Origin of the sequence: Anaerococcus vaginalis ATCC 51170, assembly GCF_000163295.1 — a bacterium.
Lineage (GTDB): Bacteria > Bacillota > Clostridia > Tissierellales > Peptoniphilaceae > Anaerococcus > Anaerococcus vaginalis.
In genome coordinates this window covers 1,424,832-1,450,956 of sequence record NZ_GG700527.1, presented here as the reverse complement: position 1 = coordinate 1,450,956, position 26,125 = coordinate 1,424,832, and the positions used below count along the sequence as shown (strand labels likewise).

At 30.3% G+C, this 26,125-nt stretch carries 29 protein-coding genes; 24 read left to right on the top strand and 5 right to left on the bottom strand.

Features of this window, described 5'->3' with window-relative positions:
- Positions 1-14 precede the first annotated feature (14 nt).
- The 11 genes from eutM (at position 15) to HMPREF0078_RS06770 (ending at position 9,874) form a co-directional block, all read left to right on the top strand.
- Positions 15-290: an ethanolamine utilization microcompartment protein EutM gene (gene eutM / locus HMPREF0078_RS06820; RefSeq protein ID WP_004839411.1), complete on the top strand. Its 276-nt coding sequence runs from the start codon at positions 15-17 to the stop codon at positions 288-290.
- Positions 291-295: 5 nt separating this feature from the next.
- Positions 296-1,087: a tetratricopeptide repeat protein gene (locus HMPREF0078_RS06815; RefSeq protein WP_004839410.1), complete on the top strand. Its 792-nt coding sequence runs from the start codon at positions 296-298 to the stop codon at positions 1,085-1,087.
- Complete coding sequence (locus HMPREF0078_RS06810) at positions 1,084-2,010, top strand: DUF4037 domain-containing protein (protein ID WP_004839409.1); 927 nt, start codon at positions 1,084-1,086, stop codon at positions 2,008-2,010. The genes HMPREF0078_RS06815 and HMPREF0078_RS06810 overlap by 4 nt, the downstream gene beginning before the upstream one ends.
- Before the next feature lies 1 nt (position 2,011).
- On the top strand, positions 2,012-2,635 hold the full coding sequence (locus tag HMPREF0078_RS06805) for a DUF4125 family protein (protein WP_004839408.1): 624 nt from the start codon (positions 2,012-2,014) through the stop codon (positions 2,633-2,635).
- 9 nt (positions 2,636-2,644) lie between these two features.
- A complete protein-coding gene (locus tag HMPREF0078_RS06800; protein ID WP_004839407.1) occupies positions 2,645-3,505 on the top strand; it encodes a MerR family transcriptional regulator in 861 nt (286 codons plus the stop codon).
- On the top strand, positions 3,502-4,587 hold the full coding sequence (locus HMPREF0078_RS06795; protein WP_004839406.1) for a 1-propanol dehydrogenase PduQ: 1,086 nt from the start codon (positions 3,502-3,504) through the stop codon (positions 4,585-4,587). Before HMPREF0078_RS06800 ends, HMPREF0078_RS06795 begins: the two co-directional genes overlap by 4 nt.
- 209 nt (positions 4,588-4,796) lie before the next feature.
- A complete protein-coding gene (locus tag HMPREF0078_RS06790) occupies positions 4,797-5,909 on the top strand; it encodes an ABC transporter ATP-binding protein (RefSeq protein WP_004839405.1) in 1,113 nt (370 codons plus the stop codon).
- Positions 5,902-6,699: an ABC transporter permease gene (locus HMPREF0078_RS06785; protein WP_039920594.1), complete on the top strand. Its 798-nt coding sequence runs from the start codon at positions 5,902-5,904 to the stop codon at positions 6,697-6,699. Before HMPREF0078_RS06790 ends, HMPREF0078_RS06785 begins: the two co-directional genes overlap by 8 nt.
- Complete coding sequence (locus tag HMPREF0078_RS06780; RefSeq protein ID WP_004839403.1) at positions 6,689-7,486, top strand: ABC transporter permease; 798 nt, start codon at positions 6,689-6,691, stop codon at positions 7,484-7,486. The genes HMPREF0078_RS06785 and HMPREF0078_RS06780 overlap by 11 nt, the downstream gene beginning before the upstream one ends.
- Complete coding sequence (locus HMPREF0078_RS06775) at positions 7,483-8,562, top strand: ABC transporter substrate-binding protein (protein ID WP_004839402.1); 1,080 nt, start codon at positions 7,483-7,485, stop codon at positions 8,560-8,562. Before HMPREF0078_RS06780 ends, HMPREF0078_RS06775 begins: the two co-directional genes overlap by 4 nt.
- 130 nt (positions 8,563-8,692) lie before the next feature.
- Positions 8,693-9,874 (top strand): diaminopimelate decarboxylase family protein, encoded by a 1,182-nt coding sequence (locus tag HMPREF0078_RS06770; protein WP_004839401.1) that lies wholly within the window; start codon positions 8,693-8,695, stop codon positions 9,872-9,874.
- A 56-nt stretch (positions 9,875-9,930) separates the two neighbouring features.
- On the opposite strand, the gene HMPREF0078_RS06765 is transcribed toward HMPREF0078_RS06770, so the two are convergent.
- A complete protein-coding gene (locus HMPREF0078_RS06765) occupies positions 9,931-10,644 on the bottom strand; it encodes a GntR family transcriptional regulator (RefSeq protein WP_004839400.1) in 714 nt (237 codons plus the stop codon).
- Positions 10,645-10,770: 126 nt separating this feature from the next.
- Here HMPREF0078_RS06765 and HMPREF0078_RS06760 point away from each other — a divergent pair, with 126 nt between their 5' ends.
- The 9 genes from HMPREF0078_RS06760 to HMPREF0078_RS06720 all read left to right on the top strand — a co-directional run bounded on the left by HMPREF0078_RS06760 (position 10,771) and on the right by HMPREF0078_RS06720 (position 17,273).
- On the top strand, positions 10,771-10,992 hold the full coding sequence (locus HMPREF0078_RS06760) for a DUF3343 domain-containing protein (protein ID WP_004839399.1): 222 nt from the start codon (positions 10,771-10,773) through the stop codon (positions 10,990-10,992).
- Positions 10,993-11,052: 60 nt separating this feature from the next.
- Positions 11,053-12,198, top strand: coding sequence for a double-cubane-cluster-containing anaerobic reductase (locus tag HMPREF0078_RS06755; RefSeq protein WP_039920593.1), 1,146 nt, complete (start codon positions 11,053-11,055; stop codon positions 12,196-12,198).
- 175 nt (positions 12,199-12,373) lie between these two features.
- Entirely contained in the window at positions 12,374-13,321 is a 948-nt protein-coding gene (gene moaA / locus HMPREF0078_RS06750; RefSeq protein WP_081445746.1) for a GTP 3',8-cyclase MoaA, read from the top strand.
- Positions 13,322-13,792, top strand: coding sequence for a cyclic pyranopterin monophosphate synthase MoaC (moaC, locus tag HMPREF0078_RS06745; RefSeq protein ID WP_004839396.1), 471 nt, complete (start codon positions 13,322-13,324; stop codon positions 13,790-13,792).
- Positions 13,773-14,264, top strand: a complete 492-nt coding sequence (locus HMPREF0078_RS06740) for a MogA/MoaB family molybdenum cofactor biosynthesis protein (RefSeq protein WP_004839395.1) — start codon at positions 13,773-13,775, stop codon at positions 14,262-14,264. The genes moaC and HMPREF0078_RS06740 overlap by 20 nt, the downstream gene beginning before the upstream one ends.
- Complete coding sequence (locus HMPREF0078_RS06735) at positions 14,251-14,709, top strand: MOSC domain-containing protein (protein ID WP_004839394.1); 459 nt, start codon at positions 14,251-14,253, stop codon at positions 14,707-14,709. Before HMPREF0078_RS06740 ends, HMPREF0078_RS06735 begins: the two co-directional genes overlap by 14 nt.
- Positions 14,699-15,565: a molybdate ABC transporter substrate-binding protein gene (modA, locus tag HMPREF0078_RS06730; protein WP_004839393.1), complete on the top strand. Its 867-nt coding sequence runs from the start codon at positions 14,699-14,701 to the stop codon at positions 15,563-15,565. Before HMPREF0078_RS06735 ends, modA begins: the two co-directional genes overlap by 11 nt.
- Positions 15,566-15,571: 6 nt before the next feature.
- Complete coding sequence (modB, locus tag HMPREF0078_RS06725; RefSeq protein ID WP_004839392.1) at positions 15,572-16,246, top strand: molybdate ABC transporter permease subunit; 675 nt, start codon at positions 15,572-15,574, stop codon at positions 16,244-16,246.
- Complete coding sequence (locus HMPREF0078_RS06720) at positions 16,239-17,273, top strand: sulfate/molybdate ABC transporter ATP-binding protein (protein WP_004839391.1); 1,035 nt, start codon at positions 16,239-16,241, stop codon at positions 17,271-17,273. Before modB ends, HMPREF0078_RS06720 begins: the two co-directional genes overlap by 8 nt.
- 14 nt (positions 17,274-17,287) lie before the next feature.
- Here HMPREF0078_RS06720 and HMPREF0078_RS06715 read toward each other — a convergent pair whose 3' ends face one another.
- The 4 genes from HMPREF0078_RS06715 to selD are packed head-to-tail and all read right to left on the bottom strand — an operon-like array spanning position 17,288 to position 20,299.
- Positions 17,288-18,421 carry an aminotransferase class V-fold PLP-dependent enzyme gene (locus tag HMPREF0078_RS06715; protein WP_004839390.1) on the bottom strand — a complete coding sequence of 378 codons (1,134 nt, stop codon included), beginning with the start codon at positions 18,419-18,421 and terminating at the stop codon, positions 17,288-17,290.
- Positions 18,408-18,677, bottom strand: coding sequence for a DUF3343 domain-containing protein (locus tag HMPREF0078_RS06710; RefSeq protein WP_004839389.1), 270 nt, complete (start codon positions 18,675-18,677; stop codon positions 18,408-18,410). The genes HMPREF0078_RS06715 and HMPREF0078_RS06710 overlap by 14 nt, the downstream gene beginning before the upstream one ends.
- Positions 18,677-19,261: a sulfurtransferase-like selenium metabolism protein YedF gene (gene yedF / locus HMPREF0078_RS06705; protein ID WP_039920591.1), complete on the bottom strand. Its 585-nt coding sequence runs from the start codon at positions 19,259-19,261 to the stop codon at positions 18,677-18,679. Before yedF ends, HMPREF0078_RS06710 begins: the two co-directional genes overlap by 1 nt.
- Before the next feature lie 18 nt (positions 19,262-19,279).
- Complete coding sequence (selD, locus tag HMPREF0078_RS06700) at positions 19,280-20,299, bottom strand: selenide, water dikinase SelD (protein ID WP_004839387.1); 1,020 nt, start codon at positions 20,297-20,299, stop codon at positions 19,280-19,282.
- A gap of 254 nt (positions 20,300-20,553) precedes the next feature.
- Between selD and dpaL the strand changes: the two genes are divergently transcribed.
- The 4 genes from dpaL (at position 20,554) to HMPREF0078_RS06680 (ending at position 26,115) form a co-directional block, all read left to right on the top strand.
- Positions 20,554-21,798: a diaminopropionate ammonia-lyase gene (gene dpaL / locus HMPREF0078_RS06695; RefSeq protein ID WP_004839386.1), complete on the top strand. Its 1,245-nt coding sequence runs from the start codon at positions 20,554-20,556 to the stop codon at positions 21,796-21,798.
- A 12-nt stretch (positions 21,799-21,810) separates the two neighbouring features.
- Positions 21,811-23,025 carry a knotted carbamoyltransferase YgeW gene (gene ygeW / locus HMPREF0078_RS06690; protein ID WP_004839385.1) on the top strand — a complete coding sequence of 405 codons (1,215 nt, stop codon included), beginning with the start codon at positions 21,811-21,813 and terminating at the stop codon, positions 23,023-23,025.
- A gap of 28 nt (positions 23,026-23,053) precedes the next feature.
- Entirely contained in the window at positions 23,054-24,373 is a 1,320-nt protein-coding gene (locus HMPREF0078_RS06685) for a YgeY family selenium metabolism-linked hydrolase (protein ID WP_004839384.1), read from the top strand.
- Positions 24,374-24,651: 278 nt separating this feature from the next.
- Positions 24,652-26,115, top strand: coding sequence for an NCS1 family nucleobase:cation symporter-1 (locus HMPREF0078_RS06680; protein ID WP_004839383.1), 1,464 nt, complete (start codon positions 24,652-24,654; stop codon positions 26,113-26,115).
- The last annotated feature ends 10 nt before the right edge of the window (positions 26,116-26,125 follow it).

Here is a 26,125-nt window from a genome sequence, read left to right as displayed (position 1 = left end):
AAAGGAGAGAAAAAATGAACGAAGCATTAGGAATGATCGAAACAAAAGGATTAGTAGGAAGTATTGAAGCAGCAGATGCAATGGTAAAAGCAGCCAACGTAACACTTGTAGGAAAAGAACACGTTGGAGGAGGACTTGTAACAGTTTTAGTTAGAGGAGATGTAGGAGCAGTAAAAGCAGCAACAGACGCAGGAGCTGCAGCAGCACAAAGAGTTGGAGAATTATTATCTGTACACGTAATTCCAAGACCACACACAGAAGTTGAAACAATTTTACCAAAAAATAAATAAGAATCATGAAATATGATTTATCAAACTTTTATAATGATTTGAAGCTAAAGTTTAATAAATCAAATGGCAAGGAAGTTATTCTATTTTTGATGGAAGAATTTTCTAAAACTATAAGTTTAAAAGATGAAAGAGCCATTATCGCTGTTGGTAATGAGCTCGCATCTTTTCTTAGAGTAAAGGGTCAAACAGACTTTGCTTATAAGATTTATAAAGTAATACAAAAATTAGTGTTAGACAGCTACGGATTTATTTCAAAAGATTATGCTAGTCTTCTTATAAATATATCGAATTGCCATATAGTTTCTAAAAATTATGATTTAGCAATTGATACTTTGAATGAAACTGAAAATATTCTTAGCCAACTTAGCGATACAAAATATTTAATGGCAAGCGTATATAATAATAGATCTCAAGCCTTTAGGGCAAAAAATATGTTGGATTTAGCACAAGAAGATATTGAAAAAGCTCTAAAAATAATAGAAAATGAAGAAAAAATAGCTGTATCTAAGATAAATCTCGCAGAAATATTAATACTTAAAAAAAAGTATGCTAAAGCATTGGTAAATGTAAATGAGGCTATACTTTATTATGAAAAAAATAGATTAAGACTTCCACATTTGGCAAATGCTTATGCGACAGCTGCTAATATTTATTATAACAATAAAGAATATTATACGTCTGTATACTATTATGAAAAAGCTATAGAAGTATTTGATGAAACTGTTGGTGAAGGTCCAGTAAAGGAAATTCTAATTCAAAACCTTAATCAAGCTAAAAAGCAAAAGGAAATATCATGAATGGCATAGAATTATCAAAAAAATATTTTTATGATATAGCCTATCCAATTTTTAAAAATAATTGTCCAGAAATTTTAGATCTTTGTTCAATTGGTCTGGTTGGAGAAGGCTCTGAATGTTTTGGTCTTGATGATGATATTTCAAAAGATCATGATTTTGGTCCGGGATTTTGTATTTGGTTAAAAGAAGATGATGTAAAAATTTATAAAAATAGGATTAATTCTGTTTTGGAAAAGTTACCAGATGAATTTCTAGGATATAAGAAAGTTGAGTCGAAACTGGTAGATAAAAGAGTTGGGTTATTCTCTTTAGAAGATTTTTATGAAAAATATACATCAGCTAGGAAATTTCCAATTAGCGATATAGAATTTTTAAAAATTCCAGAATCTTATCTTGCTACTGTCACTAATGGAGAAATTTTTTTAGATAATTGTAAATTATTTTCAGAATATAGAAAATATTTATTAGATTTTTATCCAGAAGATGTACTCAGAAAAAAACTTGCAGCGTATCTTTTCCAAATGGCTCAAGCGGGACAATATAATTTAAAAAGATCTCTTGATAGAAATGATATTTCAGCAGTTTTTTTTGCAAAAGCTGAATTTATGGAAGCTTTATTTGGAGTACTTTTTTTATTTGCAAAAGTATATATGCCTTATTATAAGTTAAGATACAAAAGATTAGCACAAATTAATTATTATCCTCGTGATTTACTTAAAGATATGAATAAATTTATGGCATCAAATGATAAAAAAGATCTTCTTTATTTAAGTGAAAAACTAAGTATATATGTAAAAGATATATTAAAATATAGATCTATTACCAAATCAGATGATGATTTTTTATTGGCTCATGCTATTGAAGTACAAAATTCAATTATAAATCCACAAATTAAGGCAATTAATTTGGTGAAAGGAAATTGATATGAGATATTTATTTAAAAATATTGACAAGAACTTGATGAAAGATATACTTAGAGATTATAATTTATTATGTGTTTTTGATGAGCTTTCTTGGATTTTAGATTTTGAATGGAAAAACTTTGATGAAATAAGGGGACTTAATGGTAGAGCAGTTTGCCAAGATTCACCTAAAGAATTTTTCATTATGAGGCTTTCTCAATATTTGGCGTATAATCAAAAAATTATAGATTATTTATATAAAGACTTAAAAGAAATTGAAAAAAATGGCGTAAATCCTATTTTTGATAAGTATGCTAGAATGATGGAATTTACAGATAAAGATAGATTTGAAGATATTAAAGAAAATTTAGAAGAATTATCTCCTGTTAAGTCCCATTTATTAGAAAATATAAAAAATACTCTAAATTCTAAATCTACAAATATTCCAAAAGATCTAAAAAAAGTAAGACCTGAAAAATCTAAAGATAAAAGTATTTCGTCTAATGATTATTATATTGCAGAAATTACTTGTTTGTCTTTGAAAACTTTATGGGCTATAGAAGAGATGATTGAAAGCCCTTTTTATAATTTAGAAGAAAATATTTATAAAAATACTAAATACTTATTTGAAAAAGTAAATAATTAAGGAGTAAAAATGATCAATAAAGAAAAATTATATTCCATTGGTCAGGCTTCAAATAAAGCGGATGTATCCACAAGAGCTTTAAGACATTATGAAACTGTAGGACTTATAAAACCAGATGTAGTTAAAGAAAATGGATATAGATATTATACGGAGGATACTATTCTCTTGATTTCTATAATAAAATATTTGCAATTTATGGATTTTTCATTGTATGAAATTAGAGACTTTATATTTAATTCAGACTATGATGATGTGAGTAAATCATTCAATGAACTTATTAAAAGAACAAGTAATGAAATAAAAAAATTAGATGAGCGATTAACTATTATAAAAGATTGGAATGAGTTAATATCAGAAGCATCTTCAGCATTTATTATTGGCAATAATACCCCAAGTATTAAGTATATAAAACAAAGTGAACTAATATCTTATCCTATAGATTTTAGTTTTTGTTATGAAGATACTGTATTAGATTTAGATTTTGCAAATTTTGTAAAAAGTAAAAACAATAAGATTACAGGTTCTGTTATGTTTTATTTTGATTCTTATATCCAAAGATTAAAGTGTGAAAAGGAAAATAGAAACATTAGATGTTTATACATACAAAAAGCAGTTAAACCTATTCAAGATGAAAGAATCATTTTTACATTGAAAGATGGATTCTATGGTTCTATTTATCATTTTGGAAAATATGAAAATTTAAGTAAATCCTATGAAAAACTTAGAGAGTGGGCTAAAAAGTATAGATATAAATTATCAGAAGATGTTATAGAGAGATTTGTGGTAGATTCTTGGACTTTTAGAGATGAGAAAAAATATGTAACAGAGATACTAATACCAATAGAAATGAAAGTTGAGGAAATTATATGACGTTTTCAGTAAAACCTACTATAAATGTTGGAGATGATAGCATAAAAATTTTAAATTCTTTAAATCCTAATAAAATTTTTTTTGTAACAGATCCATTTGTAGTAGAAAGTAAAATGATAGATCAGGTGACAAAATTGTTAGATAAAAATATTTCCTATGATATTTTTAGCAATATTCAACCAGATCCTAGCCAAGAATTAGTTGAAGAAGGAAAAAAAGCTTTAAAAAATTCAAATCCTGATTTAATCTGTGCCATTGGTGGAGGCTCAGCTATAGATGCTACTAAAGCAATTATATATGATATATATAAAGAAGAAAAAGTAAAAAAAATTTTTGTAGCTATCCCGACTACAGCAGGAACAGGAAGTGAGTCTACAAATTTTGCAGTTGTAACAGTAGGCAATGATAAAAAAGTATTAATAGACGATATAATGCTTCCAGATTATGCTTTATTAATTCCAAAATTTACAAAAACTGTACCAAATTTTATTACAGCTGATACAGGTATGGACGTTTTGACTCATGCAATAGAAGCCTATAGTAGTAAAAATGCATCAATATATACCGATACTTTTGCAGAAACTTGCATAAAGACAGTTTTTGAAATTTTGCCAAAAGTATACGATGATGGAGATAGGTTAAAACTAAGAGAAAAAATGCTAGAAGTTTCAAATATGGCAGGAATCGCTTTTAACAATGCAGGACTTGGAATAAATCATTCCCTAGCCCATACAATTGGTGGAACTTTTCATATTTCTCACGGAAGATTAAATGCAATACTTTTACCTTATGTAATAGAATATAATTGTGAAAATAGTGAAGAGGCTAGAAAAAAATTAGACGATTTAGCTCAAAAATTAAATCATAGGGACTACACTTGTTTAATCAAAGTAATAAAAGAAATGAATAAAAAATTTAATATTCCAGAAAAATTAAGTGAACTTGGTAAAATTGATGAAAAAGCTTACCAAGATTCTATAGAAAAAATGGCACTTACAGCTCTAAACGATAGGTGCACACCAACAAATCCAGCTTTGGTAACAAAATTTGACTTGGCAAATATCCTAAGAGATGCTTTTTAAGGTTTTAAAATCAATGTGTAATAAAAAGTGTGATGGTTATAATTATTTATTAGCCGTCACACTTTTTATTTATATTTAAACAAATCACTATTTTATAAGCAAGTCCATAATATTATGTAAAATTTACTAATAAAATATTGTAGACTTGACTTGCAAATTTTTTCTTCTTTTATGTTATACTGTTAAAAGAAACTAATGGGGGTGGTCTTGTGTGTGAAAATTTAGATAAATATTCTGTGGTTTTAAAGGAAGTTTCTAAGTCTTTTGATGATGAAATGATTTTAAAATCTGTTGATTTGGAGCTTGAGAAGGGGAAATTTTATACGCTTTTGGGGCCTTCTGGTTGTGGGAAAACTACAATTTTAAATCTTATTGCTGGATTTTTGGATGCAAATTCTGGAGAGATTTATATTAATGGCGAAAATGTTTTGGATGTTCCTGCAAGTAAGAGAAAGGTTAATACAGTTTTTCAAAATTATTCTCTTTTTCCTCACATGAATGTTTTTGATAATGTTGCCTTTGGTCTTGAAATTAAAAAAACTGACAAAAAAATTATAAAAAAAGAGGTTAAAAAGGCTCTTGATATGGTAAATTTGTCAGGATTTGAGAAAAGAGAAATTTCTCAAATGTCAGGAGGACAAAGACAAAGAGTTGCCATAGCTCGTGCTCTTGTAAATAAACCTGATGTGCTTTTACTTGATGAGCCTTTGTCTGCTCTTGATATGAAACTTAGAAAATCTATGCAAGTTTTACTTCGTGATTTGCAATGGGAGCTTGGAATTACTTTTGTTTTTGTAACCCACGATCAAGAAGAGGCGCTTGCTATGAGTGATTGGATTTTTGTAATGGATAAGGGAGAAATTGTCCAACAAGGAAGCCCAAAAGATATTTATGATGAGCCAATCAATCGCTATGTTGCTCAATTTATTGGAGAAAGCAATATTTTAAAGGCAAGAATGGTTGATGATTATAAGGTTGAATTTGCAAATAAAACTTTCGCATGCTCTGATGCTGGAATTAATAAAAATGAAAGGGTTGAAGTTGTAATTAGGCCTGAAGATATAAATGTTGTGTCAGTTGATGATGCGGATATTGTTGTAAATATCGACAATATTTTGTACAGGGGAGTTTTTAATGAATTAATTTGTTTTGATTCTTCCGAATTTAGGTGGAAAATTCATACGACAAGAACTTTTGAAGAAGGCGACGATATTGGAATAAAAATTGATGCAGACAACATCCACGTTATGCGTTATAACGAAAGTGAGGATGATTTTGATAAAAGAATTGAAAAATATGCGATTGGAGAAGATGATGGCTAAAAAATACCAAAAATTATCAGCTATTTATTATATTTGGATTTTAATTTTTATTATTGCTCCAATTCTTCTTTTGATTTACCAATCATTTTTTGATATTTATGGAAATTTCACTTTAAATAATTATATTTCCTACTTTTCAAATAAAAATTATATGATTATGACTTTCAATTCTTTGTTGACTGCCTTTTTAATAACAGCCTTCACACTTTTGTGGGCCTATCCTTTTTCATATTTTTTGTCAAAGGCCAAGCACAAGGATTTTATTTTGCTTTTGGTAATTCTTCCAACTTGGATAAATTTGGTTTTAAAAGCCTATGCCTTTATTGGACTTTTTAATAAAAATGGAAGTATTATGGGATTTTTGGGACTTGCAAGTGAGGGATTTTTGTTTACAAATCCTGCCTTTATTTTGGTTGCTTCCTACGTCGAACTTCCTTTTATGATAATTCCAATTTTTAGGGCAATAGATTCTATTCCAAATGAATATATAATCGCAAGCGAAGATTTGGGAGCAAGTAAGTTTCAAACTTTTAGGAAAATAATCCTTCCTCTTTCTATGGATGGAGTGATGGCTGCAAGTCAGGCGGTTTTTATTCCTTCGCTTTCACTTTTTCTTATTACAAGAATTATTGGAGGAAATAAAATTATAACTTTGGGAACAGCTGTTGAAGAGCATTATTTGGTTACTCAAAATTGGGGCATGGGTTCAACCATTGGCCTTGTTTTAATTTTTATGATGTTTGCAGTTATTTCTATTTTAAATAAAAAGGCGGTCAAAGATGGAAAATAAAAAAAATAAAATTGGAAATTTGTATTTATTTTTTGTATTTATAATAATGTATTTGCCCTTAGCTTTTCTGATTTTTTATTCATTTAATAGCGGGGGAAATATGAATGTTTTTGAAAGCTTTACCCTAGATTATTACAAAAAAGTTTTTAATGACGAAAGGCTTATAAATATTGTAATAAATACTTTAATAATTGGCTTATTATCGTCTTTGATTGCAACAATTATTGGAACGCTTGGTGCAATTTCGATTTATTATATGAGAGATAAAAAATTAAAAAAGAAAGTTTTAAGTTTAAATTCGGTCCTTATGGTTTTGCCTGATGTTATGATGGGTGCTTCATTTTTGATTTTATTTTCTTTTTTATTAAAAATTCCTATGGGATTTTTTTCGGTTTTGCTTGCTCACATTGCCTTTTCAATTCCAATTGTGGTTTTGATGGTTCTTCCAAGGCTTTATGCCCTAAATTCTGATATGATGAAAGCGGCTGAAGATTTGGGAGCAAATGATATTACAATTTTAAATAAAATTATTCTTCCAAATATTGCAAGCGGAATATTTGCAGGTTTTTTTATGGCACTGACTTATTCTTTGGATGATTTTGCAGTTACATTTTTTGTGACAGGCTCAGGATTTTCAACTCTTTCTGTAGAAATTTATTCAAGGGTTAGAACAGGAATTTCTTTGGAAATAAATGCGCTTTCTTCATTGATTTTTATTTTGTCATTAATTCTTGCAATCGGCTATTATGTCATACAAAGTAGAGAAGAAAAAAGGAGGACAAGATGAATAAGGTTTATAAATTTTTTATAGGAATTTTAACTCTTTGCCTTCTTTTGTTTGTAGGACAAAAAAAATTAAATGAAAAAGCAAAAGATCAGGATTCAAAAAATATTTATTTTTATAATTGGGGCGATTATATTGATCCTGAAATTATAAAAGATTTTGAAAAAGAAACTGGCTATCATGTAATTTATGAAACTTTCGATTCAAACGAAGCCATGATGGCAAAGGTTGAGCAGGGAAAAACTTCCTACGATTTGGCCTTTCCGTCAGAATATACGGTTGAGATGATGAGAGATAAAAATCTTTTGAAAAAATTGGACCACAAAAAAATAAAAGGTCTTGAAAATATTGACGAAAGATTTTTAAATCTTTCTTTTGATCCAAACAACCAATATTCGATTCCATATTTTTGGGGATCTTTTGGAATAATTTATAACAATAAAAAATACAAAAAAGAAGATTTTTCTTCTTGGAAAAATTTGTGGGATAAAAAATTTGAAGGAGAAATTTTATCTTTTGATGGAGCAAGAGAAACACTTTGCATTGGTCTTTTGGCAAATGGAAAAAGTCTAAATGAAAAAGATGAAAAAATTTTAAGAGAAACTAAGGATGACTTGGTTGGTTTTATGAAAAATGTAAAGGCAATTCTTGCTGACGAAATTAGAATGTATATGGCACAAGGCGAGGCTGATGTTGGAATTACATTTTCTGGAGAAGCCTCAATGGCAAAAGAAATAAATCCAAATCTTTCTTATGCTATTCCAAAAGAAGGTTCAAATATTTGGTTTGACACCATGGTTATTCCAAAAACTTCAAAAAATACAAAGGGAGCTTATGCTCTTATAAATTATTTGCTAAAACCAAAAGTTGCAGCAAAAAATGCAGATTATGTTTGGTATCCAACTCCAAACAAAAAGGCAATGAAATATATTGACAAAGAAGCAAGAAATGATAAAACCTTGTATCCGGACGATGAAGATATAGAAAAATTAGAAGTTTTCAAAAATTTGGGCAAGGAAACAACAATTTTATACAACGATTTGTTTTTAGATTTAAAAATATCACCTCAAGCAGATTAATTTTTCCTTGAAAATTTACTAGTCAGTAAGTTTTCAAGGATTTTTTTATAAATTAATTTATTGTATAATGGATTTAAGAAGTAAATTTAAATTACAAAGAAAGGTTTTCAGATAAAATTAGGAGAAAATTATGCAAGCAAAAAATATTGATGAATTTGTAAGAGAAAACGCCCCTTGTTATATTTATCAAAAAGAAATAATTGATAAATCTTGCCAAAAATTACAAGAAAAATTTGAAAATATTGAATTTTTATATTCAATCAAGGCAAATCCCTTTATGCCAGTAATAAAAACTATAAAGGAAAATGGAATTGGTTCTGATGCCGCATCAAGCAATGAAGTTTTGCTTTCAATAAAGGCTGGTATGGAAAAAAATCAAATTTATTATTCTGCTCCAGGAAAAACTATGGAAGATTTACAAAAAGCTTGGGACAAGTGTATTTTTATTGCAGATTCTTTCCACGAACTTGATTTGTTAGAAAAACTTGCAAAAAATCACGGAGAAATTTTAGAAATTGGCATAAGAGTAAATCCGAATTATTCTATGACAGATAAAAAAGCCCATTCAAGTAAATTTGGAATTGATGAAGATAAAATTTTTTCTTTCGATTGGACTTACAAAAATTTAAAACTTGTAGGTCTTCACGTTCACGTTCAAAGCCAAATTCTTGACACAAATCTTCTTTCAAATTATTACAAAAATACTTATGATTTGGCAGTGAAATTTTCAAAACTTTCACATGCTGATATTAAATTTATAAATTTTGGCTCAGGAATAGGAGTTGCCTACGACAAAAAAAACGAAGATGATGTGAATTTGGATATTTTGGCAAAAACTATGAAAGATTTGTACGAAAAAAATAAAAATGAGCTTGGGGCAAAATTTTTGATAGAAAGCGGAAGATTTTTGGTTATGGATTCAGGAACTTATTATACACCAATAATCGACAAAAAATATTCAAATGGGAAAACCTACCTTGTTGTAAAAAATGCTATGAACGGTTTTGTTAAAGGACCTATGAAAGAAATGCTAAAACAAGCTTTGGGATATGAGTGCAAAAAAGCTTTTGAGCCACTTTACACAGGAAAAAATCAATGTGAATTTGAAATTATTGGAGAAAATTCCCAAAAAGAAATTGTAGATATTGGGGGACACTTGTGTACAAGTTTAGATTTGTTAGCAAGTGATATAGAATTAAAAAAAGCAAATATTGGCGATATATTGAAAGTTTCAAACGCTGGAGCTTATTGCTTTAGCCTTTCGATTTTACACTTTGCAAGCCATGATTTGCCAAAAGAATTTTTGATATAAAATTTAGTAAAAAAAGGCTTTTGTAAAATTTTTAATATTTCACAAAAGCCTTTAATTTATTTTATTTGATCTTCTATATTTTCAAATTCCAAATCCTTGGAAAGTTTATTTATAGTATGTATGGTTGATTTCCAATTTTCAACTAAAAAGTTTCTAGCCTTTTCCAAATCTTTTTCTTTTAAGGCGTTAATTATGTTCATGTGTTCTTTATAAGTTGTGAAATTTTCATCGCCTGTTTCAAAAAAATAAATTTCCATTCTTTCAACTCTTCTTTTTAGTTTATCAATAATAGGTTTTATCTCAGCATTTCCAGAAAGTTCAATGAAAGCATCGTGAAATTCGTTGTCTTTTTTTATAGTTTTTAATTGGTCTTTTTTTCTATGAAAATAACTTATATCTTCATTAATATCTTGAATTTTTTCAATAAATTTATCATCAATTTTGTCGAAAGCTTCAATCAAAGCAAGCTCCTCCAAGCTATAGATAATTGGATAAATATCTTTTGCTTCACAAGGATTTATAGGAGCAACTATTGTCCAACGATTTGCTTTGGTCATTACTAAGCCCTCGCTTTCAAGTTGCAACAAAGCTTCTCTTACTGGAGTTCTAGAAATTCCCAAATCATCTGAAAGCTCTTGGACTCTAAGTCTTTCGCATGGTTTAAGTTCTCCGCTAATTATTCTTTGTGCAAGCAAATTATAGGCTTCGTCTTTTACAAAAGTCCTGCTTATTTTTTTTATTTTAACTTTATTTTTATTATTCTCGCTCATAAATTCCTCTTTTATCAAATTATTCTATACAAAAATATTATAACAGAAATATAAATATCTACAAACGTTTCATTGAAAAGGATTTAGTGATATGTTATACTCTACTTATAAATATGAGGAGGAGATATGAAACTTGTTGCAGGATTTGATACGACAAACGATGCTCTTTTGATGGAAAATTTTTGTAAAAACAAAAAAATAAATGGAGAATTAATTCCAGTACCAGAAGAATTTGGAGCAGGTTGCGGTTTGGCGTTTAGATTTGAAGATGAAAATTTTGAAAAAATAAAAAAAATCCTCAATGATGAAAATATATCATATAAAATTTTAAAAATTTTAGATATATAATTGTTTTTAATTTGAACTTAAAAATAAAGCCATAAAATTGTTTTGTTTAAAGGAGGTAAAATGAAATTAGTAAAAGATTTACCTGAAGTTTTTGAAGAATTTGCTGAGCAAAGAAAAAATTCTTTTTTGCAAGTTAAAAAAATAAAAGATAGTGGAAAGCCTGTTGTTGGGATGTATTGTACATATTTTCCAAGAGAAATCGCCCAAGCTATGGGAGCAAGAACAGTTTCACTTTGTTCAACTTCAGATGAAACTATAAGTGAAGCTGAAAAAGATTTGCCACTCAATCTTTGTCCTTTGATAAAATCATCTTATGGATTTGCAATCACAGACAAGTGTCCATTTTTTCATTTTTCAGATTTGGTAATAGGGGAGACTACTTGTGATGGAAAACAAAAAATGTATGAGCTTATGGGGGAATTTAAACCAGTCCATGTGATGAATCTTCCTCACAACCAAGGAGAAGATGCCATTAATTTTTGGGAAAAAGAAGTTATTAGAGTAAAAGAAAAAATTGAAGATACTTTTGGGGTAGAAATTTCTGATGAAAATTTAGAAAATCAAATTAAGCTTGAAAATAAAATTAGAAAAGCCTTCAAAAAACTTGCGGGCACAATGGCAAATGATCCAACTCCTATGTCAGGATATGATTATTTTAAAGTTTTGTATGGTTCAACTTTTAAATTTGATAGGGAAAATCTTGCTGATGAGCTTAATAATTTGGCAGAAAAAATCATGAAAGAATATGACAAAACTCGCCCAAAAAAACCAAGGATTTTAATTACAGGTTGTCCAATCGGTGGAGCAACTGAAAAAGTCATACAAGCTGTTGAAGATAATGGGGCAGTTGTTGTAAGTTACGAAAACTGTACAGGCGAAAAAAATTATGATAGACTTGTAGAAGAAAATACAGACGATCCAATAAAGGCAATTGCAAAAAGATACATAGATATTGGTTGTTCAGTGATGAGCCCAAATAAAAACAGATTTGATTTATTGGATAGGTTAATCGACAAATATAAAGTCGATGCAGTTTTGGATGTAGAGCTTCAAGCTTGTCACACTTATGCAATAGAAACTACATCAATTAGAAAATTTGTAACAGAAGAAAAAAATATCCCATACCTATCTTTGGAAACTGATTTTTCAAAAACAGATATTGGACAAATAAATACAAGAATTGCAGCTTTTATAGAAATGCTTTAAGCTAATAGTGAACTTGGTGTAAGAGGGCAAATCTTTTAATTTTCACTTTAGTTATTTAATGAGATTTAGAAGATTTACTTTCTTTCCAAGTTCAATTTTTTTTTAAAATTTTAAGAATATTGTTTATTTGGTTTTAAGCTAGGATATTATAAAAATATAGAAAGTAGTTGATTATATGCTTGATAAGTATGAAAGAAAAATAGATTATTTGAGAATTTCTCTTACAGACCGTTGTAATTATAGGTGCAAATATTGTATGCCAGATGGTCTTTCTTGCAAAAAAAATCATGAAGATATGTTGACTCTAGAAGAGATTAATGAAATAAGCAAAATTTTTGTAAAAAAAGGAATCAAAAAAATAAGACTTACAGGTGGCGAGCCTTTGGTTAGGAAAAATGTAGAAAGTTTAGTGAAAATGCTTGCAGAAATTGATGGACTAAAAGATTTGGCAATGACTACAAACGGATATTTTTTAAAAGAAAAGGCAAAAATTTTGTGGGAAAATGGACTAAAAAGATTAAATATTTCTCTTGATAGCCTTGATGAGAAAAAATATAAGATGATGAGTCAAGGTGGCGATTTAAAAAAAGTCCTTGATGCAATTTCTTATGCTAAAAATTTTGCCTATAAAATAAAAATTAATTGCGTTTTGATAAAGGGATTTAATGATGGAGAAATTTATGATTTTATAAAATTCGCCAAAGAAAATGACATAGAGCTTAGATTTATTGAGCTAATGCCAATAGGTGGTACGGCAGAATTTTCAAAAGATAAATTTATTTCAAGCGATGAAATTATAAAAAAATTAAATTTAATTCCAATAAAAAATCCCGACAAAAATTCGCCAACAAGTCTTTACAAAGTCCAAGATTTTGATTATACACTTGGGATTATTGAGCCATTAAGTCATAAATTTTGCTCTACTTGCAACAGATTAAGACTTACAGCTGATGGCAAAATTAGACCTTGTCTTCATTCGGATTTAGAAATTGATTTAAAAAAAGCGATAAGAGCAAATGAAAATATAGAAAAATTAATTGATGAGGCTCTTATGAAAAAGCCTCAAAGACATCATTTGGAAAAAGAAGTTATAAAAGAATCCATGTATAGGATAGGAGGATAAATGTTTACACATTTAGACAAAAATGGCAGGGGGCAAATGGTTGATGTTTCTCAAAAAGAAATTAGCCAAAGAGAAGCCATAGCCAAAGGTTCAATTGAATTAAAAAATGAAACGATAGAAGCTATAAAAAATGAAAAAATAAAAAAGGGAGACGTCCTTGCCATTGCTCAAGTTGCAGCAATTCAAGCTGTAAAAAATACATCTTCAATAATTCCCATGGCTCATCCACTTTTATTAAATGGAATAAATGTAGATTTTAATTTTGAGGGAAATTTATTATTTTGTGAGGTGAAAGTTAAGTGCCAAGGAAAAACCGGCGTTGAAATGGAAGCTTTGACTGGAGTTTCAGCTGGTCTTTTGACAGTTTATGATATGTGCAAGGCTCTTGATAAGTCTATGACCATAAAAGATATATATTTAGTAAAAAAATCAGGAGGAAAATCTGGTCTTTATGAAAGAAAAAATTTATAATTACGCCTTTGTGGTAATTTCTGATACCAGATCTACTGGCGAAAATAAAGACGGCTGCATTGACGCTTGTCAAAAAATAATGCCAGAAAATTATAAGATGGTTTATAAGTCTATAATTAACGATGATTTGGAAAATATTGAAAAAGAATTAAATAAATTAGTTGATGAAAATATCCAATTAATTTTAACATCTGGTGGGACTGGGCTTTCAAAAAGAGATAACACACCAGAGGCAAGTTTAAAAGTAATAGAAAAACAAACGCCAGGCATAAGCGAGGCAATAAGGTTGATTTCAAAAGAGAAAACTTATATGTGGGCCTTATCAAGGGCAGTTTCTGGAATAAAAAATAATTCTTTAATTATAAACCTACCAGGATCTCCCAAGGCTGTTATAGAAAGTATAGAAGGAATTTTGCCTTTTTTAAGTCATGGCTTAGATATATTAGAAGGGGATAATAGTGGACACAATTAACGCAAAAGTTTTATCAATAAATATTTCAAAGACAAAGGGTGTGAGAAAAGAACAGATAGGTCAGGGTTTATTTAAAAAAGATTTTGGGCTAGAAAATGATGCCCACGCAGGAAAGTGGCACAGGCAAGTAAGCCTTTTGGCAGTAGAATCAATTAGAAAAATGGAAAATGAAAATCGCAAATTTGCTTTTGGGGATTTTGCAGAAAATATTACAACCCAAGGAATAATTTTGCATGAGCTTCCAATAGGAAAAAAATTGAAAATTGGCGATTGTATTTTGGAAGTTAGTCAAATTGGAAAAGAATGTCACAAGGGCTGCGCCATAAAACAAAGTGTAGGAAAATGTATTATGCCTTATGAGGGAATATTTGCAAAAGTAATTAAAGAAGGCGTAATAAAAACAGGTGATGAAATTAAAATTTTAGGAGAAGAAAATGAATATTAAAAAAATCGCAATGACAGCTCTAGCAGGAGCATTATTAATCGGAACAGCAGGTTGTGCTAACAACAAAAAAAATGACAACAATTCAAATGAAGCTATGTCAAATTCAAATGCAAGCGTAGAAAAATCAAATGAAAATGCTGGCAAAATGGAGAAAAAAGACCTTGTAGTATTCGCAGCAGCTTCAATGACAGAAGCCTTAGAAGAATTAAAAACAGAATTTGAAAAAGAAAATCCAAATCTTAGTTTGACCTTTAACTTTGATTCATCAGGAACATTAAAAACTCAAATTGATGAGGGAGCAGACTGTGATGTATTTGTTTCAGCAGCTCAAAAACAAATGGATGAACTTGATAAAGAAGAAAAAATTGACAAAGAAACAAGATTTGATTTACTTGAAAATGAAGTAACTCTTGCAGTAGCAGAGGGAAATGAAAAAGGAATAAAAGATTTTAAAGATCTTGAAAAAGATGAAGTAGAAAAAATCGCTCTAGGAAATGCTGACGTTCCAGTTGGACAATATTCAGAAGAAATTCTTAAAAATTTAGGAATTTGGGATAAGATTCAAGATAAAGTTACACTTGGTTCAAACGTAAAAGAAGTTACATCATGGGTAAGTGAAAAAGCAGCTGATTGTGGAATAGTTTATAAAACTGACGCAAAAACAGCAGGACTTGAAACAGTAGCAGTAGCTGATGATTCAATGCTAGAAAATAAAGTAATTTATCCAGCAGCTTTACTTAAAAATTCAAAAAATCCAGAAGAAGGCAAAAAATATCTAGAATTTTTAAAAGGCGAAAAAGCATCAGAAATTTTAGATAAATATGGATTTAAGCCATTAAATAAAGGCATTAAATAAATAGATATGGACTTATATCCTTTATATAATTCAATAAGGATTGCAAGTATATCATCGGTAATAATATTTTTTCTTGGTATATTTGCTGCTTACTATATAAAAAAATTACCTGCAAAAGTAAAGGGGGCAATAGATGTGGTATTAACCTTACCCTTGGTATTGCCTCCTACTGTTGTAGGATTTTTTCTAATAAAAATTCTAGGACCAAATTCGCCCCTAGGAAAAATCGCAGTAGAATATTTTAAATTTCCTCTTATAATGAATTGGTATTCAGCAATTTTTGCAACAGTTATAGTAACATTTCCTTTGATGTATAGAACAACTAGAGGAGCTTTTGAAGCTTATAACCAAAATTTATCATACGCTGCTCAAACTTTGGGCAAGTCAAATACATGGATTTTTTGGAAAGTTTTGATGCCAAATTGCAAAAAAGGCGTTATGGCAGGTTTAGTTTTATCATTTGCTAGAGCCCTTGGAGAATATGGAGCAACATCCATGGTAAGCGGCTACACTCCAGGAAAAACCGCAACCATTTCAACAACTGTTTATCAATTTTGGAGAATCGGTCAAGATACTGTTGCTTATAAGTGGGTTATGATAAATGTTTTGATTTCATTTGTTGTTCTTGTTGCCATAAATTTCTTAGAAGATACAAATCCAAAGGAAAAAAATTATGCTTGATGTTGAAATAAAAAAAGAATTTACAAATTTTAAACTTGATGCAAAATTTACAAATGAAGAAGGAATTTTGGGAATTTTGGGAGCATCAGGCTCTGGCAAAAGCTTAACCCTAAAAGCAATAGCGGGAATTATAAAACCGGATTATGGAAGAATAGTTTTAAATGATAGAATCCTTTTTGATAAAGATAAAAAAATAAATATACCAACAAAAGACAGAAAAGTTGCCTATCTATTTCAAGATTACGCACTTTTTCCAAACATGACAGTTTATGAAAATATAAAAACTGGGCTTAGGGAAAAAAATATAAATTCTGAAAAAATAATAAATAAAAAACTTGAAGAACTTCATATTGGGCACATAAAAAATTCTATGCCAGAAATGATTTCTGGTGGCGAAAAACAAAGAGCAGCCCTTGCAAGAATTTTGGTAAACGAGCCAGAAATTCTTTTGTTAGACGAGCCATATTCAGCAATCGATGGATACTTGAGATGGTCAATTGAGCTTGAAGTTAGAAAAATTATAGAAGAATATAAAATACCAACCCTTTTTGTCTCCCACGATAGAGATGAAATATACAGAATGTGCGATGACATTGTAATAATGACAAAAGGAAAATCAGAAGCAAAAAAACCAACCAAGGAGCTTTTTCATAATCCAGAAACCATGGCAGCAGCAGAGCTATCAGGTTGCAAAAATTTCTCAAAAGTTGAAAAAATTGGAGAAAATATTTATAAGGCTGAGGCTTGGAACCTTGATTTAGATTTAGAAAAAAATCACAATGAAAAATTTATAGGCATAAGAGGTCATGATGTAGAAATTTCCAAAAATAAAAAAGAAAAAAATTCTTTCCAAATGGAAATAATAAAAGAAATCGACCAAACTTTCAACACTTGCCTACTAATAAGAAAAAAAGAAGGCAAAGGACAAATTACCGTTTTTATAGAAAAAGAAAAATGGGAAAATTTGAAAAACGAAAAAGAGCTTTATTTCACTTTTGATGAAGAAAATATAATTTTTTTAAAATAAAAGCTAGGATTCCCCTAGCTTTTTTCATTTGCTATATTTCTCACAGCCTCTATTGTTTTTTCTATTTCTTCTTTTGTGTTATAAAATGACAGGCTCATTCTTACTATGCCTTGTTTTTTTGTTCCCATTTTTTCGTGAAAAAGTGGGGCACAGTGGCTGCCTGCTCTTACGCAAATTTCGTAATCATCCCATATCTTCATTGCTATATAATTTGCTGGAATATCTTTTATGTTAAATGAAATTATTGGAACGTGTTTTAAATTTATATTTGAATAAAATTTAATTCCATCAATTTCTTTAAGGCCATTATACAAAATTTTTGTAAGCTCATTTATATCTTTTTGAGAATTTTCTGTCAAAAATTCTATGGCGGCTTTTAGTCCTGCAAAGGAATGAACATTTGCAGTCCCTGGCTCAAATAAATCTGGCAAGACGTGTGGTTGGGTTTTTGAAAATGAATCAAAACCTGACCCACCAGCAAAAACTTGTTTGAAATCAAAATCTCCATTTACAATAAATCCACCCGTTCCTTGGGGAGCGTGAAGTCCCTTGTGGCCTGTAAATAAAAATATTGATTCGGGATATTTTTTTATATCAAAAGGCACATATCCTGCAACTTGGGCTCCATCTATTATTAATTTCAAATCATATTTTTTGCAAATTTCATTTGCCTTATCAAGGTCTGTCAAAACTCCTGATACGTTTGATGCTCCTGTAATTACTAGGGCTTTTGTATTTTTTTTGACTAAACTTTCAATTTTTTCAAGATCAAGGCTAAAATCATCTTTTATATCGATAAAAGAAAGCTCTGTTCCGTTTTTTGCCAAATCATAAAGGGGTCTTAGGACGGAGTTGTGTTCTGCAAGGCTTGTTATGACGTGGTCGCCTTTTGTAAAAAGTGATTTTATCACAAAATTTAGGGCGAAAGTTATGTTTGGACACAAAACCACATTTAAGGGATTGTCCATACCGAAATAAGCCCCAACTTCTTTTCTGGTTTGCATCAATAAATTTAGGGCATCAAGGCTAACCTTGTAGGCTCCTCTTGAGGGATTGCCAAAAGATTTTGAATTTATTGCATTATAAACTGCCCTTGCGACTGATTCGTCCTTGTCGATTGTAGTTGCAGCATTATCAAGATAAATCATAAGCTTTAACCTCTGGCTTTCTGTCATTTTCTTTGTAAATAAGCAGGTATTTTTCTTCAAAATCCAGCTTATATTTTGAAAAAATTTCTTTTACTTTCTCATCAAAATTTTTTTCATACCTAAGACAAAGTCCGCAACCTGCATCAATTTCTGGCAAAAGAGGGACTAGCCTTGCCCTAATATTTTCGTTTTCGACTTTGCTTAGGGCAAGATAGGCTAAATTTGACGATTTGAAAGTATAAATTACATATTCCATTATGGTCTAATGGTGTGATGGGTTCTCATTAATGAAGAAATTTCATACATATTTGAAATTCTTCCAACTTTTAATTTTTCCTTTACTCCATAGTGGTCAAGGCAAAGACCGCAAGAGATTATTTCAACCCCATTATCAGCAAGCTTTTTCAAATCTTCTATGGTATTTTCTCTTTGAGTTGTCAAAAATACTCCCTTGTTGTAGCAAATTACAAATTTTGGAAGAACGTCTGCCTCAGTTATTGAAACTAAGAAACTTTCCAATAAAGATTTTGAAAAATCTTCATCTCCATCTCCGATTTTATCAGAATCAAAAACTACAACATAAGAAGAAGATAGGCTTTCTTCCTTATCATCTTTCTCTGTTTTTTCTTCATTTTTATTAAAAGTTAATTTGAAAACTCCATCTTCTTTTTCTTCGATTTCAACATCAAATCCTGTTTCTTTTGCAAGTTTTTTCAAATTTTCTACAGCTATGTCCTCATTTACAAGTACATAAAAATTTTCTTCTCCATTTTTAATTTCTCTTTTTGCCATAATTACAGGCATTGGACATTCGATTCCTCTAGCATCAATTTCTTTCATTTTCATACTCCTTTATTTTTATTCGATAAATATTGATTTATCATATTTTTTACTTATTTGACCTACAATTTTTGCATTTATATTATTTTTTCTTAATTCTTCCAAGGCATCTTTTGCATCATCCTTATGAATACTTACCAAAAGTCCTCCAGATGTTTGAGGATCGTATAAAACTTCCTCAAGAGCAAAGTCGTCAACCAGAAATTCCACCATATTTTCCATGTGCATCCTATTTCTTTGTCCTCCCTTGGTAAAAACAAATTCGCTTGCAGCTTTTTTTGCTCCATCAAGGATTGGAATATTTTTAGAATCAATTATGGCAGAATATTTATCGCCAAGCATTTCTGATAAGTGACCCATAAAAGAAAAACCAGTAACATCAGTAGCTGAGCTTATCCTATATTTTTCCAAAATCTCCTTGGCATATTTGTTTAAAAATATCATAGAAGAAATGGCCTTATCCATCTCTTTTTGTCCAAGAATATTAATCCCATAGGCATTTGTAACCAAGGTCACTCCCAAAGGTTTGGTTAAAATCAAAATATCTTTTTCATTTGGCGTATTATTTTTCCAAACTTTATCAATATCGACTTTTCCCGTTACAGAAAGTCCGTATTTTATTTTTGGATCATGAATTGAATGACCGCCTACAAGAGATGCACCAGCTTCTATAACCTTGCTTGCACCTCCTTGGAGAATTTTTTTCAAAATATTTATATTTTCATCTTCAGGAAACAAAACAATATTTAGCCCACAAATTGGTTCGGCTCCCATAGCATAAATATCTGATAGGGCATTTGCCGCAGCAATTTGTCCAAAGATATATGGATCGGAAACCATCGGCGGGAAAAAATCTAGGGTAGATACAATTCCATTATTTTTATCAACTCTTACAAGAGCACAATCGTCCATGGTATCGTATCCAATCAAAACATCATCTCTTTTAAAATTTTTAATAGAAGATAAAGTTTCGCCTAGACTTTCTTGGGGGATTTTTGCATTGCAACCTCCACAAACTTCTAGTTCTATATTAGACATATCTTCCTTCTTTCTATAAATTATTGAATTTCAAATACTCTATTTAAATTATACTATACGAAAAATTTAATGAAAGAAAAAATTTAAATAGAAATTTTTAAAAAAAATTTCACAGGAAAATAAAAATTTAAAATAGAAAAATATTAAAAAATAAAAAATTAAAAAAATTTTTGAAAACATTTTTAAAAAGTCTTGCTTTTTGATGTGTGATATGTTACTATAATACCAGAAGAAGTTCTAGAAAGGAGAAAAGATTGAAAGAGAGTTTTAATATAGTTTTAAATGAAAGAAATTTGGAAGATTTAGCTGATTTAAGTTTTATTAATGAAGAAGAATCTTCAAAAGCTCAAAAATTTCATGCGAGCTTTCCCCAATATTCTGTAACACCATTAAAAAGATTAAACAATCTTGCGGATTTATTTGGTGTGGAGGATATATTTGTCAAAGACGAGTCATTAAGATTTGGTCTCAATGCTTTTAAAGTTTTGGGAGGATCTTATGCTATGGCAAAATACATAGCTCAAAAACTTGATATGGATTTAGAGGATCTGCCTTATGAGAAATTGATTTCTCCTGAAATCAAAGAAAAATTAGGCAAGGTAACTTTTATTACAGCAACTGATGGAAATCATGGTAGAGGAGTTGCTTGGACAAGCCAACAATTAGAACAAGATTGCGTGGTATTGATGCCTGACGGATCAGCTCTTGAAAGAAGAGATAATATCAGAAAAACTGGCGCTAAATGTGACATTATGGATGGACTTAACTACGATGCTTGCGTAAGACTTGCCAATAAATATGCTGAAGAAAAAGGATATATTATGGTTCAAGATACAGCTTGGGAAGGATATGAAGAAATTCCTACATGGATTATTCAAGGATATTCAACTCTTGCAAAAGAAGCATCTGATCAATTAAAAGAAGCAGGCAAAAAACCAACTCACATATTCTTACAAGCAGGAGTAGGCTCTTTTGCAACTGGAGTAACAGGATTTTTCTCAGACGAATATAAGGGAAGTGAGAAACCTTTTATAGGACTAATCGAGCCAGAAAAGGCAAATTGTAACTACCTAACAGCAAAAATAAATGACGGCAAAATCCACAACGTTGAAGGTGAAATGAATACAATCATGGCAGGACTTGCTTGTGGAGAACCAGTTACTGTTGGATACCCAATTTTAAAATCTTACGTTGACGCATTTTTATCAGTTCCAGATAGTTCAGCTGCAAGAGGAATGAGAATTTTGGGAAATCCAATTGGAGAAGATGAGAGAGTTATATCTGGAGAATCTGGAGCAGCAACTGTTGGAGCTGTTAGTGAAATTTTACAAAGAGAAGATTTAAAAGATATAAAAGAAAAATTAAAATTAGATGAAAATTCAGTAATTTTATTTATCTCAACAGAAGGAGATACCGACTTCGAACACTACAGAAAAGTAGTTTGGGATGGATATTATACAAACGATGAAAAATTTGAATATAAAAAAATAATTAGATAGGAGAAAAAATTAATGACACAAGATATTAACAAATTATTAGAAAAATTAGAAGGCTTAGATTTTGAAAACTTATACCACGATGACTTTTTCCACACATGGGATAAATCACAAGATGAACTTGAAGCAATTTTTACAGTTGCTGATACATTAAGAGCAATGAGAGAAAAAAATATTTCTCCAAAAATCTTTGACTCAGGACTTGCTATTTCATTATTTAGAGATAATTCAACAAGAACAAGATTTTCATACGCATCAGCTGCAAATATGCTAGGACTTGAAGTTCAAGACTTAGACGAAGGAAAATCACAACAAGCTCACGGTGAAACTGTAAAAGAAACAGCTAACATGATTTCATTTATGGCTGATACAGTTGGAATAAGAGATGATATGTATATAGGCAAAGGCTACAAATATATGAAAGACTTTGCTGAATATGTACAAGAAGGATATGATCACGGCGTTCTTGAACAAAGACCACACCTTGTAAATCTTCAATGCGATATTGACCATCCAACTCAAGCTATGGCAGATTTACTTCACGTTATTCACGAATTTGGTGGAATTGAAAATCTTAAAGGTAAAAAAGTTGCTATGACTTGGGCTTATTCTCCATCTTATGGTAAACCACTTTCAGTTCCTCAAGGAATTTCAGGTTTATTTACAAGATTTGGAATGGATGTAGTTTTAGCTCATCCAGAAGGATACGAAATAATGCCAGAAGTTGAAGAAATTGCAGAAGAAAATGCTAAAAAATACGGTGGAAGCTTTACAAAAACAAATTCAATGGAAGAAGCTTTCAAAGATGCTGATATAGTTTATCCAAAATCTTGGGCTCCATTTGCAGCTATGGAAGAAAGAACAGATCTTTATGCAAAAGGAGATCAAAAAGGAATTGATGAACTTGAACAAAGACTTCTTGAACAAAACAAAGAACACATGGACTGGGCTTGTACAGAAGAAATGATGAAACTTACAAAAGATGGTAAAGCTTTATACATGCACTGTCTTCCAGCAGATATAACAGGACTTTCATGTGAAGATGGAGAAGTTGATGAATCTGTATTTGATAGATATAGAGATCCACTTTACAAAGAAGCAAGCTTTAAACCATATATAATTGCTGCAATGATATTCTTACAAAAAGTTAAAGATCCTAAAGCTACAATTGAAAAATTAATTGAAGCTAACAAAGAAAGATTAGTTGACAAAGAAGACGAAAATAAATAAGAATTTTAAAATTAAAAAGGAGATTTAAATGACAGAAATTAATTATGATTTAGTAAAAGAAACTGCTCAAAATTATTCAGAAGATATGAATGCTTTCTTGAGAGATTTAATTTTAAAACATGGTGAATCTTGCGAAGAAGGCGATAAATCAAAAAGAATAAAAGAAGAAATGGAAAAACTAGGCTTTGATAAAGCTTGGATTGATGGTCAAGGAAATGTACTTGGCGAAATGGGTAAAGGCGAAAAACAAATCGCATTTGATGGTCACATTGATACAGTAGGAATTGGAAACATTGATAACTGGGAATTTGATCCATACGAAGGATTTGAAGATGAAAATTTAATTGGTGGCCGTGGTGGCTCAGACCAATTAGGTGGAATCGTATCTGCAGTTTACGGCGCAAAAATCATGAAAGATTTAGGATTCTTAAATGATAAATATAGAGTTTTAGTTACAGGAACAGTTCAAGAAGAAGACTGTGATGGAAACTGCTGGTTATATATGATTGAAGAAGAAGGAATCAAACCAGAATTTGTAGTTTCAACAGAACCAACAGACGGTGGAATCTACAGAGGACAAAGAGGAAGAATGGAAATCCGTGTAGAAGTTAAAGGAGTTTCTTGCCACGGTTCAGCTCCAGAAAGAGGAGACAACGCAATTTATAAAATGGCAAAAATCCTTAACGAAATCGAACAATTAAACGAAAATCCAGCAGACGATTCAGTAGAAATAAAAGGTCTTGTAAAAATGCTTGACGAAAAATACAATCCTGAATACAAAGAAGCAAACTTCTTAGGACGTGGAACAGTTACAACAAGCCAAATTTTCTATACTTCTCCATCAAGATGTGCAGTTGCAGATTCTTGTGCAATTTCACTTGATAGAAGAATGACAGCTGGAGAAACATGGGAGTCTTGCATAAAAGAAATTGAAGATTTACCATCAGCTAAAAAATTCGGTGCAAAAGTTACAATGTATGATTACGAAAGACCATCATGGACTGGCGTAAGCAAAAAACAAGAATGCTATTTCCCAACATGGGTAATTCCTAAAGATCACGAAGTAACAAAAGCATTAGAAAGAGCATACAAAGGTCTTTATGGAGATAAGAGAATAGCTCCAAATGTAGAAAAAGAAATTGAAAAGAGAAAAGATTTACCATTAACAGATAAATGGACATTCTCAACAAACGGTGTTGCTATAATGGGAAGACACAATATTCCAGTAATAGGATTTGGACCAGGAGCAGAAGATCAAGCTCACGCACCAAACGAAGTTACATTCAAACAAGACTTAGTAACTTGTGCAGCAACATACGCAGTTTTACCACTAGAATATACAAAATAAATTAAAATCATATCAAGAAAGGCTTAGTCCTTTCTTGATATAAATTTATATCGGTTAATAATAAGATAAAACTTTCAAGTTTATGAAAAGCGATTAACTTTTAAAAATCTTTTGCTAAATGATAAATATACATAAAATTAATAATATAATATTTATAAAAGGAACTGTAGTATTTTGAATTGCTTCGAATTTGCAAAGTGTTTATTAAGAAAACGTTTAATATTAAATTAGAAAGTTGTTATCTTATTCAAATTTGAAATTTGAAAAGGAGGTAAGTTTTGGAAAAACAAAAAAATCAAGTTTTAAATGGCGACATATATGATTTAACCGAATTAGGGATAAAAGAGATAAATAATCATGAAAATGATTATAATGAAATAAGCTCACCTATAAAGTCTACAGACAGAAATTGGCACACTAAGGATATATCGAATTTATGGATTGGAATGATTGTTTCTATAGCCGTGTATCAAGTAGCAAGTGGCTTGTTGGTGTCAGGAATGTCTTGGGGACAGGCTTTACTAACTGTTGTATTAGGACATACCATAGTTATGGGAGTAGCTATAGTTTTGGGTCATTTTGGTACAAAATATGGTATGGCATATCCGATGCTTAGCAAAATTGTATTTGGTAAAAAAGGTACAATTTTTCCATCATTTATTAGGGCTATTCTTGGGGTATTTTGGTTTGGTGTTCAAGCATGGATCGGAGGTCAAGCTATATATACGATAATTGGCGCTATTTTTCCAAGTTGGTTAGAAATGGGATTTAAAGCTCACTTTATTTCATTTATAATTTTTTGGATTATGAACGTATATATTGCTGCTTCAGGTAGCAAGGCAGTTAAAATACTAGAAGGCGTGTCAGCACCTATATTAATTGTTCTAAGCCTAATAGTTATTATCTGGGGACTTTATACCGCTGACTGGAGCTTTAAAACATTATTTGGAGCAAAAATACTTCAAGCAAAACCAGGTATTAGCTTTTGGAAACTTTTTTGGCCGGCTCTTTCAGCTATGATAGCTTTTGACGGAGGAATTGCATTATCAATGCCAGACTTTACAAGGAATTGTGTAAACCAAAAAGCACAAAGTGTTGGGCAAATTATTTCAGCTCCTTTAATGACATTTTATATTTCTTTTGTAGGAATGTGTGGGACAGCTGGTGGATTACTAGCTTTTGGTAAAGAAATTTGGGAACCTGCCGTATTAGTAGGAAATTTTCCTAGTATATTTATAAGAATTATATTCTCTATTTTTATAATTTTGGCTGTTTTAACTACTAATGTTGCTGGAAATTTAATTCCACCAGTGAATATCGCAGCGACTTTAACTAAAAATAAAATACCATATAAAGTTGTTACTATATTAGTTGCTTTATTGGCTTTATTAGCAAGGCCTTGGGATAGTTTGTCAAGTGCTTATAATCTTATTTTCAATGTAACTCAGTTATTAGGTGCACTTATTGGTCCTATATCAGGTATATATTTGGTATCATATCTATTTGAATATAAGACTGAAATAGATATGGTTGATGTTTATAAGACGAATGAAGGTAAGTATTTTTATAGCAATGGGTGGAACATCCCTGTAATAGTATTATTCATTATAATGACAGCATTAATATTTGCTGGTAAATATATTGAATCAATAACATGGATATTCAATAATGCTTATGTATTTGGTGTAATAGCTACAGGTGCTTTGTACTATTTATATCTTAAAATTGTTAAGAAAAAATAGGAGATGGAAT